The 16,095-nt window shown below is 42.2% G+C and carries 15 protein-coding genes; 6 read left to right on the forward strand and 9 right to left on the reverse strand.

All coding sequences use genetic code 11. From position 1 onward, the window contains the following. The first annotated feature begins 96 nt into the window (after positions 1-96). Positions 97-339, forward strand: coding sequence for a hypothetical protein (locus ACXAEY_RS19995; protein ID WP_270182709.1), 243 nt, complete (start codon positions 97-99; stop codon positions 337-339). A gap of 34 nt (positions 340-373) precedes the next feature. Here the strand turns inward: ACXAEY_RS19995 and ACXAEY_RS20000 are convergent, their stop codons facing one another. Then, positions 374-922 (reverse strand): GNAT family N-acetyltransferase, encoded by a 549-nt coding sequence (locus ACXAEY_RS20000; protein ID WP_270182710.1) that lies wholly within the window; start codon positions 920-922, stop codon positions 374-376. 121 nt (positions 923-1,043) lie between these two features. Here ACXAEY_RS20000 and ACXAEY_RS20005 point away from each other — a divergent pair, with 121 nt between their 5' ends. The 4 genes from ACXAEY_RS20005 to ACXAEY_RS20020 all read left to right on the forward strand — a co-directional run bounded on the left by ACXAEY_RS20005 (position 1,044) and on the right by ACXAEY_RS20020 (position 3,203). Beyond that, the gene (locus ACXAEY_RS20005) at positions 1,044-1,223 is read left to right on the forward strand and encodes a spore germination protein (RefSeq protein ID WP_270182711.1); all 180 of its coding nucleotides are present in this window, start codon (positions 1,044-1,046) and stop codon (positions 1,221-1,223) included. A gap of 127 nt (positions 1,224-1,350) precedes the next feature. Then, positions 1,351-2,160, forward strand: coding sequence for an alpha/beta hydrolase family protein (locus ACXAEY_RS20010; RefSeq protein WP_474814441.1), 810 nt, complete (start codon positions 1,351-1,353; stop codon positions 2,158-2,160). Positions 2,161-2,163: 3 nt separating this feature from the next. Then, positions 2,164-2,490, forward strand: coding sequence for a hypothetical protein (locus tag ACXAEY_RS20015; RefSeq protein ID WP_270182713.1), 327 nt, complete (start codon positions 2,164-2,166; stop codon positions 2,488-2,490). 80 nt (positions 2,491-2,570) lie between these two features. Then, positions 2,571-3,203: a phosphatase PAP2 family protein gene (locus tag ACXAEY_RS20020; protein WP_474814443.1), complete on the forward strand. Its 633-nt coding sequence runs from the start codon at positions 2,571-2,573 to the stop codon at positions 3,201-3,203. Between the two features lie 153 nt (positions 3,204-3,356). Here ACXAEY_RS20020 and ACXAEY_RS20025 read toward each other — a convergent pair whose 3' ends face one another. From ACXAEY_RS20025 to pruA, 8 genes are all read right to left on the reverse strand, one after another. Continuing rightward, on the reverse strand, positions 3,357-4,409 hold the full coding sequence (locus ACXAEY_RS20025) for a pilus assembly protein TadG-related protein (RefSeq protein WP_474814445.1): 1,053 nt from the start codon (positions 4,407-4,409) through the stop codon (positions 3,357-3,359). A gap of 185 nt (positions 4,410-4,594) precedes the next feature. Beyond that, entirely contained in the window at positions 4,595-5,965 is a 1,371-nt protein-coding gene (rlmD, locus tag ACXAEY_RS20030) for a 23S rRNA (uracil(1939)-C(5))-methyltransferase RlmD (protein ID WP_474814447.1), read from the reverse strand. A 102-nt stretch (positions 5,966-6,067) separates the two neighbouring features. Continuing rightward, positions 6,068-7,027: a diacylglycerol kinase gene (locus tag ACXAEY_RS20035; RefSeq protein ID WP_270182716.1), complete on the reverse strand. Its 960-nt coding sequence runs from the start codon at positions 7,025-7,027 to the stop codon at positions 6,068-6,070. A 790-nt stretch (positions 7,028-7,817) separates the two neighbouring features. Further along, the gene (gatB, locus tag ACXAEY_RS20040) at positions 7,818-9,251 is read right to left on the reverse strand and encodes an Asp-tRNA(Asn)/Glu-tRNA(Gln) amidotransferase subunit GatB (protein ID WP_474814450.1); all 1,434 of its coding nucleotides are present in this window, start codon (positions 9,249-9,251) and stop codon (positions 7,818-7,820) included. A 16-nt stretch (positions 9,252-9,267) separates the two neighbouring features. After that, a complete protein-coding gene (gene gatA / locus ACXAEY_RS20045) occupies positions 9,268-10,722 on the reverse strand; it encodes an Asp-tRNA(Asn)/Glu-tRNA(Gln) amidotransferase subunit GatA (protein ID WP_270182756.1) in 1,455 nt (484 codons plus the stop codon). 12 nt (positions 10,723-10,734) lie between these two features. Further along, entirely contained in the window at positions 10,735-11,025 is a 291-nt protein-coding gene (gene gatC / locus ACXAEY_RS20050) for an Asp-tRNA(Asn)/Glu-tRNA(Gln) amidotransferase subunit GatC (protein ID WP_474814452.1), read from the reverse strand. 213 nt (positions 11,026-11,238) lie between these two features. After that, positions 11,239-12,702: a sodium/proline symporter PutP gene (gene putP / locus ACXAEY_RS20055; protein WP_442865224.1), complete on the reverse strand. Its 1,464-nt coding sequence runs from the start codon at positions 12,700-12,702 to the stop codon at positions 11,239-11,241. Positions 12,703-13,254: 552 nt separating this feature from the next. Continuing rightward, a complete protein-coding gene (gene pruA / locus ACXAEY_RS20060; RefSeq protein WP_474814454.1) occupies positions 13,255-14,802 on the reverse strand; it encodes an L-glutamate gamma-semialdehyde dehydrogenase in 1,548 nt (515 codons plus the stop codon). A gap of 280 nt (positions 14,803-15,082) precedes the next feature. On the opposite strand from pruA, the gene ACXAEY_RS20065 reads away from it, so the two are divergent. Next, the gene (locus tag ACXAEY_RS20065) at positions 15,083-16,078 is read left to right on the forward strand and encodes a metal ABC transporter solute-binding protein, Zn/Mn family (RefSeq protein WP_474814456.1); all 996 of its coding nucleotides are present in this window, start codon (positions 15,083-15,085) and stop codon (positions 16,076-16,078) included. Positions 16,079-16,095: the final 17 nt, after the last annotated feature.

Here is a 16,095-nt window from a genome sequence, read left to right on the forward strand (position 1 = left end):
GATTGAACGCTTTCCCTATTCCTTTCATATTCTAATCGTACAGTGGGAAGTAGTGCTCTCCCTGCTTTTCAACCTCTATTAGAAATGAGGAGAAGCATGTCCTATTATGATGTGTTCACAAACAACATTGGAAAATGTGTAAAGATCCTCTGTTACGATGATTATGTTTATCATGGCTATATTGACCAAGTAGATGAAACACACGTTTACCTACGCCCTCTTGGTAGTAAGCAAAAAGAAGAAGAAGATACGAGCTACTTCTTTCTTGGAGCTGCCTTGATCTCAATTCCTTTTACAACGATCGAGGATATCTCTTTTAATCCGTTTCATTATTGGTAGAGTGACATAAAAAAACGCTCAGCGACTGAGCGTTTTAACCGTTATCAGAAGTTTTCTCAAAAACCGCAAGCTGCAGATACTCCCCACTCGGCCCTTTTTCAGAGATTGTCTTTATCTTCGAAAAGCCACACTTTTCTAATAATGAGATCGAACGCTGATGATCTTTATTCGTATACGCCTCGATTGTTTCGAGCCCCATCGTATGAAATCCATAATGAAGCACTTCTTCAAGAGCTTCTGCCATAAGTCCTTTTCCAGTATGAGCTGGATGTAACCCATAGCCTAGCTCTCCCTTTCGGTCATCTTCTGAAAGGTTCCATAAGGAAATCGTACCGATGATGCTATTCGTAGAAGCTTCTGTTATTGCCCAGATCACCCATTTATTCTCATCAACACCTTTGTTCATCTTGTTGATATAGTGACGGCTGTCTTCAACGCTTTGGTGTTCAGGCATGTCCACGTATGGAAAATGTTGTTTCGTGCGATGGTACTCATAAATCCCATCGACATCGTTCATCGATAACTTTCTAAGACATAGACGGTCGGTATGTAATAGTGGAAACGGGTTAAAGTTATATGACATAAACGCTTTCCTTCCTGTATGTAGTATTTCGCTTAATTTAGGCGATTACAATAGGTCTCTTGTCCAAGCACTCTCACGGTTTGTCCATATACTATTATAGATAAACCAGGAGAGTGAGACCATGCCTTGTATAATTAAAGGACCAGTTATCATTGAGAACAACAGTGGTACCGTTGTCCAATGCGCTCATACCATTTCCCCGATCTCTGCTAGTAAAACAGTCTCTGGCTCAGGCGGAGGCAACACGGGTTCATTTATGATTATAAATAACTTCATCAGTATTACTATTAAGTGTAAATAGCCTCATCTATATTTTATAACCTTAAATCAGAGCTCCTCAATCGTGATACGGTTGGGGAGTTTTATCGTGAACCGATTGGCCCCGATATGAGATAATAATAGGAGTACAAACATAACGAGGTGACATGATGGAGAAATTATTTTATGGAAACGATGAAAACCAGTTTGGAGAACTACGCATACCTGAAGGCGATGGCCCTCACCCGGTTGCGATCGTTATTCATGGTGGGTTTTGGCGAGAGCCATTCAAGTTAGATTTAATGACAGGCGTTGCTGAAGCGTTGACCGAAAAAGGAATCGCAACTTGGAACATTGAATACCGCAGAGTATCAGAACGTGGTGAAGCATGGCCAGATACGTTAACAGATGTCGCGAAAGCAGCTGACCACCTCTATGCCCTTAAGGATAAACATGCGCTGGATCTAAGCAATGTTATCACGATTGGTCATTCTGCGGGAGGTCACCTTGCGACCTGGTTAGCTGCTAGGCATAAGATCAGAAGCGAAAGCCCGCTACATACGGACAAGCCCTTACCAATCGCCGGCATCATCAGTCTTGCAGGTGTGACCGACCTCGAACTGATGCACGAAGTTCATGAATACCGCGATGAAACGTTATCACTCGAGCCGAACAATCCTACAGCTGACTTAATAGGAGGATCTCCGAAGGAATTCCCTGAACGATACAAAGATGTGTCTCCTATCGAACTGCTTCCTTTGGATGTTCATCAAGTTCTCATCCACGGCTCACTAGATATTCATGTGCCAATCGGCATCAGCAGTCAGTATCATAGAGAAGCTCAGGAAGCAGGAGACTTCGTGAAATTGGTAGAACTACCTCAAGCAGAACATTTCATGCTGACAGATACAACGTCCCTTGCATGGGAAATGGTAATGGAAGAAGTAGAGCTATTGTATACAACGATTAAGGGAGGCTAAAGAATGTCTGAACCAACAGTTTCTATCGCACTCTATCGCCCTCATCCGGGTAAGGAAGAGGATCTACAAAAGGTAGTGAAAGATCACTTACCAACATTACGAAGAGAAGGTCTCATTACAGAACAAACACCTCTTCACTTACAAGCAAACGATGGAACCATTTTAGAAATATTCCAATGGAAATCCATCGCTGCTAAAGATGAGGCTCATCAATCAGATGTCGTGATGGAAGTATGGGAAAAATTTATGGCTGTCGCAGAAATGACCACCCTCTCTTCACTTGAGGAAGCGAATCAACCGTTCCCTAACTTCAAACCAATCACGTTTTGAAAAGGAAGCAGCACGCTACTTCCTTTTCAAACAAACGTTTGATTAACTGTTAAAAGTGCTACATCATCCAGGAGGAACACATGAAAAGAAAACTTCTATATCCGGTCCTATTCATCAGCTTGATCAGCATCGGAATCATTCTAGCATTCATCGTCTCAAACAATCGCACTCCTGCAATCGATGAAGGTATTGCTAACATTTTTGCAAAATCACCAAGTACTACCGTTGAAATCTTAGAAGCTGTCTCTCACATCGCCTCTAAACCTTTTATCGTGACACTATTAGTTTTATTTGTAATCGTGTTAGCGTTTAAAAAGAACATCCTAGGCTTGATCACAGTAACCTTTGCTGTGGTCATCGGTAACTATTCTTATAAGTACTTTAAGGTCCTTATTCAAAGAGATCGCCCCTCAGTGGAAGGTGCCGTTGCGGAAGGATATAGCTTTCCGAGCGGACACGTAACGATGGGCGTCATCTTGTACGGATTAATCGTCTACTTCCTTTTTCAGTATGTGACGCGTTCAACATTCAAGAAAATCAGTTTGATCGTCGCACTCATTTTAGTCGTCGTCATCGGATTAAGTCGTCTGGTTACAGAAGAGCATTATTTTACTGATGTCATCTGTGGATATTGTTTGGGAGGATCGATCTTGGTTGCAGCTATGTATGGGTATGAGTATTTCTTGAAGAAGCTGCAGAGAGAGGACACATAAAAAAGCGATTTCTTGATAATATCGCCGCTATCCTATTGGATACAGCCTTTTTTGTACTACTTAAGGGTAGCAGACCGGAATGGATTATCAAAATAAAATAAACAAAGAGCACTCATAATAAAGTGCTCTTTGTTATTACTGAATGTGAACTCCTTACTGTATTAAACGGACTACTCCATTTGTAGAAGAGGCTTTACGATTAACACTAATTCCTGGTCCATTTAATCTGATAAAGTCTCCGATGATGCTTCCATTAACAGTTACAGGTGCTCCATTATTATTTACTATAATTTCACTCTTTGGTGAATACATCGTTCCGTTGATGACAACGTTTCCTTTTTTCACTTCGATTTTTCCATTCTTTGAATAGATAATCGGACTATCCAGTACAAGGTTTTCTGCGTCGATGTAGATATCCCCATCTGCAATAATGGAATGTGTAAGATGCAGACCGCTTTTCTTAATCTCAACTTTTCCTTTAGCATAGATGTTTTGACTAGGATTTGAGCTGATCTCCTTGTCTCCTGAAACAGTCACTGCTGATCCTAACTCAGAATTAACCAATCCAGGATGAAGTCCAATGCTCTGTACATAATCAGATAACACTTGATAATCTGCACCTTTTACTTGGTTAGTAAGTTTGATAGGACTACCGTCTATGATGATACTGCCTACAGCTTGCGCAACATCACTCACGCTGATTCCCTCACCGTTTGCTTTGAAGGTACCATTCGTGTGCACTGAGCCATTCACAGAGATACCTCCTCCGTTAAAAATAAGCTCTTTTTTACCCCCTTGAAAAACAGCAAATCCTCCTAGCTGAGAAGTTTTCTTGGCAACAGCCCGTGCCGTAACTTCAGTTTCAGTAAATCCTAACACTTTCGCAAACATAAATGGAACGGTCTTTGTCGTTACCACCTCAATTTTTGTTTCGTCTCCGTCAAACGGAGTTGTAACCGATGTATTGGAGCCGTTCACATTATTTTGTTGTGCGTATTGAACAGCTGCACTGTTAGCGGAGGTTGTTGAAGGTAAATCTTGCGCACCCGCTAAAGCAGCTGCATCTGCAGCATTTTGAAGGTTTCCCTTTGTTTGATAAACCAATCCAACATCTACAACAAGAGCAGCAAACGCGAACAGGACTACCATCATCACAGTAACAAGGACTAAGACTCCACCATCTTCCTTCTTTAGTAGACGTATCAAATTTACAATCCCACCTCTCCTTATGGAAGTTCCAGTGGTTGTATATGGTTGTGAATTTAACTAATAAATATAAAAAAGAGAATGACTCTTACTCTGAGAATTTACGAATTCTCAGTTAAGTAGTCATTCTCTTTCTATTTCAATTTACCTGTTTTTTAATTCTATATTATTCCATTGTCACCCTGCTATTTTTGCTCTAACCAGGTTACACACTCCACGTGCGTCGTATGCGGAAACATATCGACAGGCTGAACTTCCTTCGTCTCATACCCGCCATCTTCAAGAATTCTAAGGTCTCTTGCTAACGTAGCAGGGTTACACGAAACGTAAACGACTTTCTTTGGCTTCATTTCTAGAATCGTCTCTAAAAGAGACTCATCGCAGCCTTTACGAGGTGGATCCACGACGAAAACATCCGGTTCAATGCCCTGCTTTTTCCACATCGGTAAGATGGTTTCAGCTTCGCCTACTTCAAATTCTGCGTTCATAATGCCGTTCAGTTCGGCGTTTCGCTTCGCATCTTCAATCGCTTCAGGCACGATCTCTACCCCGTACACTTTTTTTGCTTTTTGAGCTAAGAATAGGGAGATCGTTCCGATGCCACAATACGCATCGATGACCGTTTCTTCTCCAGTTAACCCTGCATACTGCAACGCTTGATCATAAAGTACCTTCGTTTGGTCAGGATTCACCTGATAAAACGAGCGCGCGGAAATCGCAAACTTAATATCACCGATCGTATCGTAAATGTAATCAGTTCCCCAAAGAACCCGTGTTTCGTCACCAAAGACGACGTTTGTACGCTTTGGATTAATATTTTGAACGATTGATTTCACGCCAGGGACTTGTTTCGTAATATCACGAATGATGTTCTTGCGGTTTGGTAAATCTTTTTGCTTTGTAACGAGAACAACCATGACGTCCTTCGTTTGTTTACCATACTTTGCAACAACGTGTCGTAATGTCCCACGGTGCGTGCGCTCATCGTATGCCCGTATGCCATATTTTTCAGCAATTCCCTTGACCACTTTTAGTACATGATCATTTTCTTGCTCTTGAATCAGACACTGATCCATGTCGATGATTTTGTGGCTGCGCTGCTGATAGAAACCGGCAACGATCTTGCCCTCTTCTTCCCCAACAGGGACTTGCGCTTTGTTTCGGTAACGCCATGGATCCTCCATTCCGAGTACATCATGAATAGGAACGTCGATTTTTCCGATACGCTCCATGACGTCCTTTACTTGTTTATGTTTAAACTTCAACTGACTATCATACGTGATATGCTGAGTTTGACATCCTCCACACTTATAAAAAATCGGACACGGCGGCGTGTTTCGTTCTTCACTTTCTTCTATTACATCGAGAATCTTACCGAATCCGTAGCCTTTCTTCGTTTTGACTACTTTCACTCTAGCTTTTTCTCCTGGGATGCCATAAGGAACAAAGAGCGTATAGCCTTCTACTTTAGCAACACCAGCGCCATCATGGGAAAGATCCTTAAACTCAACTTCGACTATGTCGTTTTTTGTTACGGGTGTTTCCTGGATACTCATATTTTCAGTCCTTTTCCGTTCAATGTCATGTACAAAAATTGTACCACAGTGTGAATCGATATAGAAATTGGGTAGTTTTGCACCAAGTAAAAAAGCCAGAGATCAACTCTCTGACTTCTCCTCCTCAGGTAAGGTGTTTCTCATCGCTTCTTCATCTGTCGAATGTTTCTTATTCGTTTTTGATGGGACGATCATCGTGATATGGCGATAGAGATTTGTAAACTCTGCAGGTAGAGGCCCACCATACTCACCATCAAGATTAAGCTGCATTTTATCAACGGCTTCTACTTTAATACGGCTCGCTTTTTTATAAACGACGTTTGGATCATTGATATGATCCCCTCGTAGTGCACTGCTCGCGATTCTAATAAACTCTGCGATATTGGTTTTCTTCAAAATCATTAGATCGAATAGGCCGTCATTGAGAGACGCATGCGGCGCTAGCTTCTCAAAACCGCCGATCGAGTTCGAGTTCGATACGAGGAATAGCATGATTTCATCTTCGAATAGTTTTCCGTCATACTCTATTCTAGTCTTTGTCGGACGGATCGATGGAAGCATCTCGATACCCTTCATATAATAAGCAAGCTGACCTAGCATCGTTTTCAGCTTACTAGGCACTTCATATGTTAATTCCGTTAGACGTCCACCACCGGCAATATTAATGAAATAATGATCGTTTACGCGACCGATATCGATCGGCATTTCAAGACCTTCGCATAGCACATCCATCGCACCTTCAACCGTCCTAGGTACTCCGATCGCACGAGCAAAGTCATTCGTTGTCCCAACAGGAATAATACCGAGTTTCGGCCTGTACGGCTGCTCAGCAATGCCATTGATCACTTCATAAATCGTTCCATCACCACCAGCTGCGATGACAAGGTCAAACCTTCTTTCAACTGCGATACGAGCCGCTTTCGTCGCGTCCCCCTCACAAGTCGTCGCATGTGCAGATGTTTCATATCCGTTTATTTCAAGACGTTCTAGTATATATGGTAACGAACGCTTCACCTGTTCTCTTCCGGACGTGGGATTATAGATCAGTCTAGCACGTTTCATCCTTCATCATCCTATCTTCTATATCTCTATTCTATGCTACCATTATAACCCAATAGTAGTCTCTTTTATCTTATTTGAAAAGCCTTAACCGCTCGACAAATTCGAACGAAAAGGCGAAAAATAAATGGGTAACAAACAAAAAACGCCCACATCACCGTGACCGTCTCAACCCGATTAACCTCAGATATGATTATATTCGTTTAAGGTGGAAAAAGCAATGAAAAGCGGAGGTGGCCGTTTAGGTCCGACAAGCGCTGGAGCCTTTCAATTTGAACACGCTTTTTGTGTTCGGATTGAAAGGTGAAGCGATCGAGGACCTGGCTACTGCAGCTGGACAATGAAAAGCGGAGGTGGGCGATTAGAAACGGAGATATTGGAACTCTTGAACTTGAACACGATTTTTGTGTTCAGGTGAAAGAGTGAAATATCGCAGTTTCTGCCCATCGCAGCTGGACATGTGAAAAGCGGAAGTAGCCGTTTAGGTCCGACAAGCGCTGGAGCGCTTTCCCATGAACACGCTTTATGTGTTCTTGGGAAAGTGCGAAGCGATCGAGGGTCTGCCCATCACAGCTAGACATCGAAAAGCGGAGGTGGGCGATTTGAAACGGAGGTATTGGAACTCTTGAACTTGAACACGATTTTTGTGTTCAGGTGAAAGAGTGAAATATCGCAGTTTCTGCCCACCGCAGCTGGACATGTGAAAAGCGGAAGTAGCCGTTTAGACCCGACAAGCGCTAGAGCCCTTCAAATAAAAAAAGCCCTCCAATCAAGGAGGGCTTTCGAAATCAATCTATCGCTTATCCATTTCCTCAACGATCAGCTTGTTAACCATTGGAGGATTCGCTTTACCTTTTGTTGCTTTCATCACTTGTCCAACTAGGAAACCAAGCGCACGGTCTTTACCATTCTTGTAGTCTTCGATCGATTGCTCGTTCTCATCAAGAATACCTGTAACGATTCCGCGTAGCTCGCCTTCGTCAGAAATCTGAACGAGGCCTTTGTCCTTAACGATCTGTTCAGGATCGCCACCTTTTTCAATAAGATCTTTAAAGACTTTCTTCGCGATCTTAGATGAAATGGTACCTTTTTCGATCAATGCAATCAGCTTGCCAAGACCTTCTGGTGTAAGAGCCACTTCGTCAATTTCTTTATAATTCGCGTTCAAGTAGGCAGACACTTCACCCATCAACCAGTTAGAAGCTTGTTTTGGATCTGCGCCTTGTTCAATTGCGACTTCAAAGAAATCGGACATCTTCTTAGACTGAGTAAGAACCTTCGCATCGTACTCAGGAAGATCGTACTTGTTTACATAGCGCTCACGGCGCGCATCTGGAAGCTCAGGAATATCCGCACGAACGCGGTCCATCCACCCTTTGTCGATTGAAAGACGAACCAGGTCTGGTTCAGGGAAATAACGATAGTCGTCAGACCCTTCCTTCACACGCATCAAGATTGTTTTCTTACCTGCTTCATCGTAACGGCGTGTTTCTTGTCCGATTACGTTTCCAGCAAGTAGTTCTTTCTCCTGACGTACTTCTTCGTACTGAAGACCTTTTTGAACGTTAGCGAATGAGTTCAAGTTCTTAAGCTCTGTCTTCGTTCCAAACTCTTCTTGTCCGTATGGACGAAGTGACAAGTTTGCATCACAACGAAGTGAGCCTTCTTCCATCTTACAATCAGATACTTCTGTGTATTGAAGAATAGACTTCAACTTCTCGAGATAAGCATACGCTTCTTCAGGTGTACGGATATCTGGCTCAGATACGATCTCAACAAGAGGTGTACCTTGACGGTTAAAGTCAACGAGAGAATGATTTTCCCCATCAACGTGAGTCAGTTTACCTGCATCCTCCTCTAGGTGTAGACGCGTAATCCCAATTCGCTTTGTCTTCCCGTCCACTTCAATATCGATCCAGCCATTTTCACCGATCGGCTTATCATATTGAGAGATCTGATACGCTTTTGGGTTATCAGGGTAAAAGTAGTTTTTACGGTCAAATTTCGTGTCTTCTGCAATCTCACAGTTTAGTGCCATAGCAGCACGCATTGCGAAATCAACAGCCTGTTCGTTCATAACAGGTAGCACACCAGGGTGTCCTAGACAAATTGGGCACACGTTCGTATTAGGAGGCGCACCGAAATTCGTTGAACAGTTACAGAATATCTTCGTGTTTGTCTTTAGTTCCGAGTGAACTTCAAGACCGATGATTGTTTCAAAATTCATTTTCAGTCGTCACCCCTTACAGCTCTGGTTTAGCTTTATGATGATCAGTTGCTTGTTCGTAAGCATGAGCTACACGATAAACAGTTTTCTCATCAAAATGCTTTCCGATTATTTGTAATCCGACAGGTAGGCCATTAGACAATCCACAAGGTACAGAGATAGCAGGTACGCCAGCTAAGTTAACCGGAATCGTCAGAATGTCGTTCGCATACATCGTTAGTGGATTATCGATCTTCTCGCCCACTTTAAATGCAGGTGTCGGAGTTGTAGGTCCAATAATGACATCGTAGTCCTCAAACACTTTTTCAAAGTCGTTCTTGATCAGCGTACGAACCTTTTGCGCTTTTTTATAGTAAGCATCATAATAACCTGAACTTAGTGCAAACGTTCCAAGCATGATACGACGCTTCACTTCCTCACCGAAGCCTTCACTTCTTGTTTTCTTGTACACATCAAGAAGGTTATCTGCTTCAGCACGTACGCCATATCTTACACCATCAAAACGAGCAAGGTTTGCTGATGCTTCAGAAGAAGAAAGTAGATAGTACGTTGCAACAGCATACTTTGAATGCGGTAAGGAAACTTCTTCCCATGTCGCACCAAGTTCTTCAAGCTTCTTCAATGCTGCAAGAACTTTGTTCTTCACATCTTCATCTACACCTTCAGCAAGGTATTCCTTTGGAACCGCAATTCGCAGACCCTTCACGTCTCCAGTAAGACTTGTAAGATAATCAGGAACATCAACGTTCGCTGAAGTAGAGTCCATCTTGTCGTGCCCAGCAAGCGTCTGAAGAAGATATGCGTTGTCTTCTACAGTATTTGTGATCGGACCAATTTGGTCGAGAGATGATGCGAATGCGATCAATCCGAAACGAGAAACACGACCATATGTTGGTTTCAACCCAACTACACCGCAAAATGCTGCCGGCTGACGAATCGATCCACCGGTATCAGAACCAAGTGAGAAGAATACTTCTCCAGCTGCTACAGATGCAGCAGAGCCACCGCTTGAGCCACCAGGTACATAGTCTGTATTCCATGGGTTACGGGTCGCATAGAAACCTGAATTCTCGTTTGAAGAACCCATCGCGAACTCATCCATATTTAATTTCCCAACTGTAACTGTTTCAGCTGCTTGCAAACGCTCAACTACTGTTGCGTTATGTAGTGGTTCAAAATTTCCTAATAGCTGACTCGCAGCTGTTGTACGAAGACCTTTCGTGACGATGTTATCCTTAACCCCGATCGGCAGTCCGAAAAGTAGACCCCTTGCATCTTCCGTTCCAAGCTTATCATCAAGGGATTTTGCAGCTTGCATAGCCCCTTCTTCGTTCAAGGTCATGAATGCTTTTACTTTGTTTTCAACCGAGTTAATACGATCAAATGAACTTTGAACAAGTTCACTAACTGATAGTTCTTTCTTGTGTAGCAAGCTATGGAGCTCGCTTATGCTTTTATCAAACATCGGTATCTCGTACCTCCCTTACTCTAAAATTGATGGAACCTTCACTTGTCCGTTTTCTTGATCTGGTGCATTTTTAAGTGCTTCTTCACGTGAAAGCCACGGCTGTACCTTGTCTTCACGAAGAACATTCTTCAGATCAAGAACGTGAGTAGTTGGTTCAACATTTTCTGTATCAAGTTCATTCAGCTGCTCTGCCATCGAAATGATGTCATCGAGTTGAGTTGTAAACTTTTCGACTTCTGATTCATCCATTTCAAGTCTCGCCAGGTTCGCAACATGCTTAACCTGTTCATTTGTAATTCTGGACATCTCTTTCACCTCCGTAAAATTCGAACAACCTGCAATATATAGATGATACCAAAAACAGACTTCATTAAGCAACAGAATGCCGTTTTGTCAATATTAAGCAGATTTTCAATCAAACGTTTGTTTAACACACCTTATATTGCCCTCACCGTTCGAAGTACTTGTATAAGAACAAAAAAAGACCCACTCCAATTGGAGTGAGTCTTAGTGTAACAATTAAACTTGCGAAGATTTTGCTTCATCAAATTCTGCTTCAATTTCTTCTCCAGGTTCTTTACCTACATAGCTGAATACCAATACAGCGATCCAACAAAGAATGAAACCTGGTACGATTTCGTAAAGGTCGAACAGACCACCTGAAAGCTGCTTCCAAATGATAACTGTCGCAGCACCTACAAGGATACCTGCAAGTGCACCGTTACGAGTCATGCGTTTCCAGAACAAGCTTAGAATGATTACTGGTCCAAATGCAGCACCAAATCCTGCCCAAGCGTAACTTACAAGACCAAGTACAGAGCTTTCTGGGTTATAAGCTAATAGGATTGCTAGCAATGCGATTCCAAGTACAGCAATACGACCTACCCATACAAGCTCAGTCTGGCTTGCATTCTTACGTAGAATCGCTTTATAGAAGTCCTCTGCAACAGCACTTGAAGATACAAGAAGCTGAGAGTCAATCGTACTCATGATTGCAGATAGGATTGCTGCAAGCAAGAATCCTGATACCCAAGGGTTAAATAGGATTTGAGTGAATTCGATAAATACTGTCTCAGAGTTCTCAAGGCCGCCTGAGAAGAATGCGATACCGATGAAACCTGTGAAGATCGCACCGAATAGAGAAACAACCATCCAAGTCATACCAACAAGGCGAGCTTTTGGAATTTCTTTTGATGATTTAACTGCCATAAAACGTGTGATGATATGAGGTTGTCCAAAGTATCCAAGTCCCCAAGCAAGAAGGGAAATGATACCCATGAAGCTCATGCCAGTGAAGATATCAAGGTAAGTTGTATCGATCTCACCAACTTGATTCACTGTTTCGCCCCAACCGCCCATTTCAAAGATCGCAACGATTGGTACGACAACTAGAGCTAGGAACATCAAGATTCCTTGGAAGAAGTCCGTCCAGCTAACTGCTAAGAAACCGCCGAGGAACGTATAAGAAATAATTACGATTGCACCGATCCACAAAGCACTTTCGTAGCTCATGCCAAACGAGCTTTCAAACAGGATTGCGCCCCCAACTAGACCTGAAGACGTATAGAATGTAAAGAATACAAGAATGACAATTGCTGAGATAACACGAAGAGCTTTTGATTTATCACGGAAACGATTTTCAAGATAATCTGGAACCGTAATGGAATCATTTGCTACCTCAGTGTAACGACGAAGACGTGTTGCAACGAATTGCCAGTTCAGGTAAGCTCCGACCGCGAGCCCAATCCCGATCCAAATCTGGCTCATACCACCTGCGTACATTGCACCAGGCAGTCCGAGTAAGAGCCAACTACTCATATCTGATGCACCCGCACTAAGTGCTGCAACAGATCCACCTAATCTTCTTCCTCCAAGAACATAATCTGATAAGTTGCTTGTTAGTCGGTAAGATATTAGACCGATTGCAAGCATTCCGACAAGATATACTATAAACGTGACTAACGTAGGCGTTTCAATACTCATCTAGTACTATTCTCTCCTTTCGGTAAAAAATGTAATTATGGATAGTATGACTAATAAAGGCATCGGTATAAGCAGCCAGAACCAAGTTGCTGTTGTTAAGGTGTATTCCACACTTTCACCTCCTTTAAGTCATTATTCACAGGTATGCATTTTCCTGAGAATTAAAATTTTCATTATAGACCATAAGTCCTTTTACAAACCAATGATTACTATATCATAAAATATTTTTCAGAACAATTAAAATCTTATATCATAAACTTTTTTATGAATAATTATTCACCAATATCCTTCCATACACTGCCATATAGAACGATCTAGAATAAGTATTCAATGAAATTAATTAAAATTAATTAAGAAATATGTAATGATAAGACACACTCTAGTAACATTTACCCACCAAATTGACATGTTAATCTTGATTCTGAAATATTCTTTAGTGATTTTGGCATTTTTATAATATCCCGTTTTAATTCATTACATGCAAAACGTTAAAACAAAAAAAAGAAAAGCACTCTCGAACGTTGCGAGAGTGCTTATTCAGTCTCATTTATTCTAGTACATTTCAGAAATTGTTTTCGCCTGCATATGAAGGATCAAGTAATCAGGGCCACCCGCTTTGGAGTCAGTACCTGACATTTTGAACCCACCGAATGGATGGTATCCAACGATTGCGCCAGTACAATTTCGGTTGAAGTAAAGGTTACCTACATGGAAATCTTCCTTCGCGCGCTCGATGTGCTCACGGTTGTTTGTAATAACAGCACCCGTAAGTCCATATTCAGTGTTATTGGCGATTTCAAGAGCGTTATCAAAGTCTGTTGCTTTCGTTAAGCAGACAACTGGCCCAAAGATCTCTTCTTGTTGCATTCGAGATTCAGGGTGTAAGTCAGCAAATACTGTCGGTTGAATGAAGAACCCTTTCGAGTCATCTCCAGTACCACCAGCAACGAGACGGCCTTCTTCTTTACCGATCTCGATGTAGCTCATGATCTTATCATAAGCACCTTGATCGATCACTGGTCCCATATACACATCAGGCTTTTTCGTTTCGCCGACAGAAAGCTCATTTGTAAGCTTCACGACGCGATCGAGTACTTCGTCATATACATCCTGATGGATAACGGCACGGGAACCAGCTGAACATTTTTGTCCAGAGAATCCGAATGCTGAAACAACGATCGCTTCAGCAGCAAGTTCAAGATCAGCAGTATCGTCAACGACTACCGTATCCTTACCACCCATCTCAGCGATTACTTTCTTCAAGTGCTTTTGACCAGGCTGAACCTTTGCAGCACGCTCATAAATGCGTGTACCGACTTCAAGCGATCCAGTAAATGAAATCAAAGCAGTCTTAGGGTGATCTACAAGATAGTCACCTACTTCTTTACCGCTTCCTGGTACAAAGTTAAGTACACCTTTAGGTAGTCCTGCTTCTTCAAGCACTTCTACGAATTTAGCAGCGATTACTGGTGTCGCACTCGCAGGCTTCAGTAGAACGGTGTTACCCGTTACGAGTGGAGCTACTGCTGTTCCAGCCATGATCGCAAACGCAAAGTTCCAAGGTGGGATAACGACAGACACACCAGCCGGAGTATAAACATAGCGGTTATGTTCATTCGGGCGACTGTTTATTGGTTTCCCTTCGCCAAGATCAATCATCTGGCGCGCATAGTATTCCATGAAGTCGATCGCTTCAGCTGTATCAGCATCTGCTTCCTTCCATGGCTTACCTGCTTCTTTTACTAGATACGCCGAAAATTCATGCTTACGACGGCGTACGATCGCTGCAGCACGGAATAGTAAATCCGCACGGGCACGAGCGGACCATTTTCTCCAGCCTTCAAGAGCTTTGTCAGCAGCTTGAATCGCTTTTTCCGCGATATCTTGATTCGCTTTAGAAACTCTACCTACGACTTCTCCCTTGTTCGCAGGGTTAATAGAAACGATCTTGTCTTCGGTGCTAATTCTCTCACCGTCTACGAGAAGATCGTGATCTTTTCCAAGTTCGCCTTCAACTTGCTTAAGCGCTGCCTCGAACGCTTTACGGTTCTCATCTACCGTAAAGTCTGTAAATGGCTCATGTTTGTAAGGTACTACCATGTAAATCCAGCCTCCTTGTCGATTAAAACGTTTTCACATCTACCATTCTATCATGTGATAACACAATTCTTCAAACAAAGAAAATATTGCCACAATTTTTGATAGAATCGCATGTTTTTTTATTGCTATATATTGGGTGTATCCTGAATTGCTTTCTACTAAACCCCTGATTTTCATCCTATTTATTTAGTCGTAAATCGAAAAGATTACTATTTGCAAGTGGACTAAATTCCTATATAATGAACTACAGTAAACAGTAAAAGGTAAAAAGGAGTTTATTATGAAAAGATACGTTTCGGTAGCGTTCCTGCTATCTTTATTTACGTTTCTGTTAGTTGGCTGTGCTTCAGGTGACGATAACGAGACTACATCAGAAGGCAAGCTTACGATCTATACAACGTTATACCCAACTGAATACTTCGCTGAGCGAATCGGTGGCGATGCAGTAGAAGCTGAGTCGATCCTCCCTCCAGGGAGCGATGCACATAGTTTCGATCCAACTACTAGAACGATGACTGAGCTTGCAGAATCTGACCTCTTTATCTTTAATGGTGCAGGTCTAGAAGGTTTTGCTGATACTGCAAAAGATATTTTAGACAAAGAAGGCGTTACGACTCTTGAAGCTTCAAAAGGTATTGACCTCGCTGAAACGGAAGAAGGTCACGAAGAGCATGCCGACCATGAAGATGAACACGAGGACCACGATAGTCATGATGAAGGAAATGAAGAGCACCACGATCATGACCATGGTAATGTAGATCCTCATGTATGGATCGATCCTATTTTTGCAATAGAGCAAGCTAGAAACATCAAAGATGCTCTTATCGAGTTAAAACCAGACCAAGAAGAAGCATTTGAAGCGAACTTTACTGAGCTTGAAAATGACTTACTAGAGCTAGATGAATCGTTTAAAACGCTGGTAAGCAATGCCGATAAAAAAGAATTTCTCATTTCCCATGATGCTTATGGATATTGGGAAAAACGCTACGGGCTTGAGCAATTGAGCGTTACAGGTCTTTCTCCATCACAGGAACCTACTCAACAGCAGTTGGAGGAAATCATTGAGACCGCGAAACAGTTTAACTTGCAATATATGATTTTCGAGCAAAACGTTACCCCTAAGCCTGCAAAAACGGTACAGAAAGAACTAGGACTAGAAACACTTCGCATCCATAACCTATCTGTACTTTCTGAAGATGATATCAAGAATGATGAAACTTACCTTTCTCTCATGAAGAAGAATATTGAAACACTAGAGAAAGCACTGAGCGAATAACACGAAAAGGCTTCTAC

The sequence above is a fragment of the Anaerobacillus sp. ABA4_114 genome (assembly GCF_056159065.1).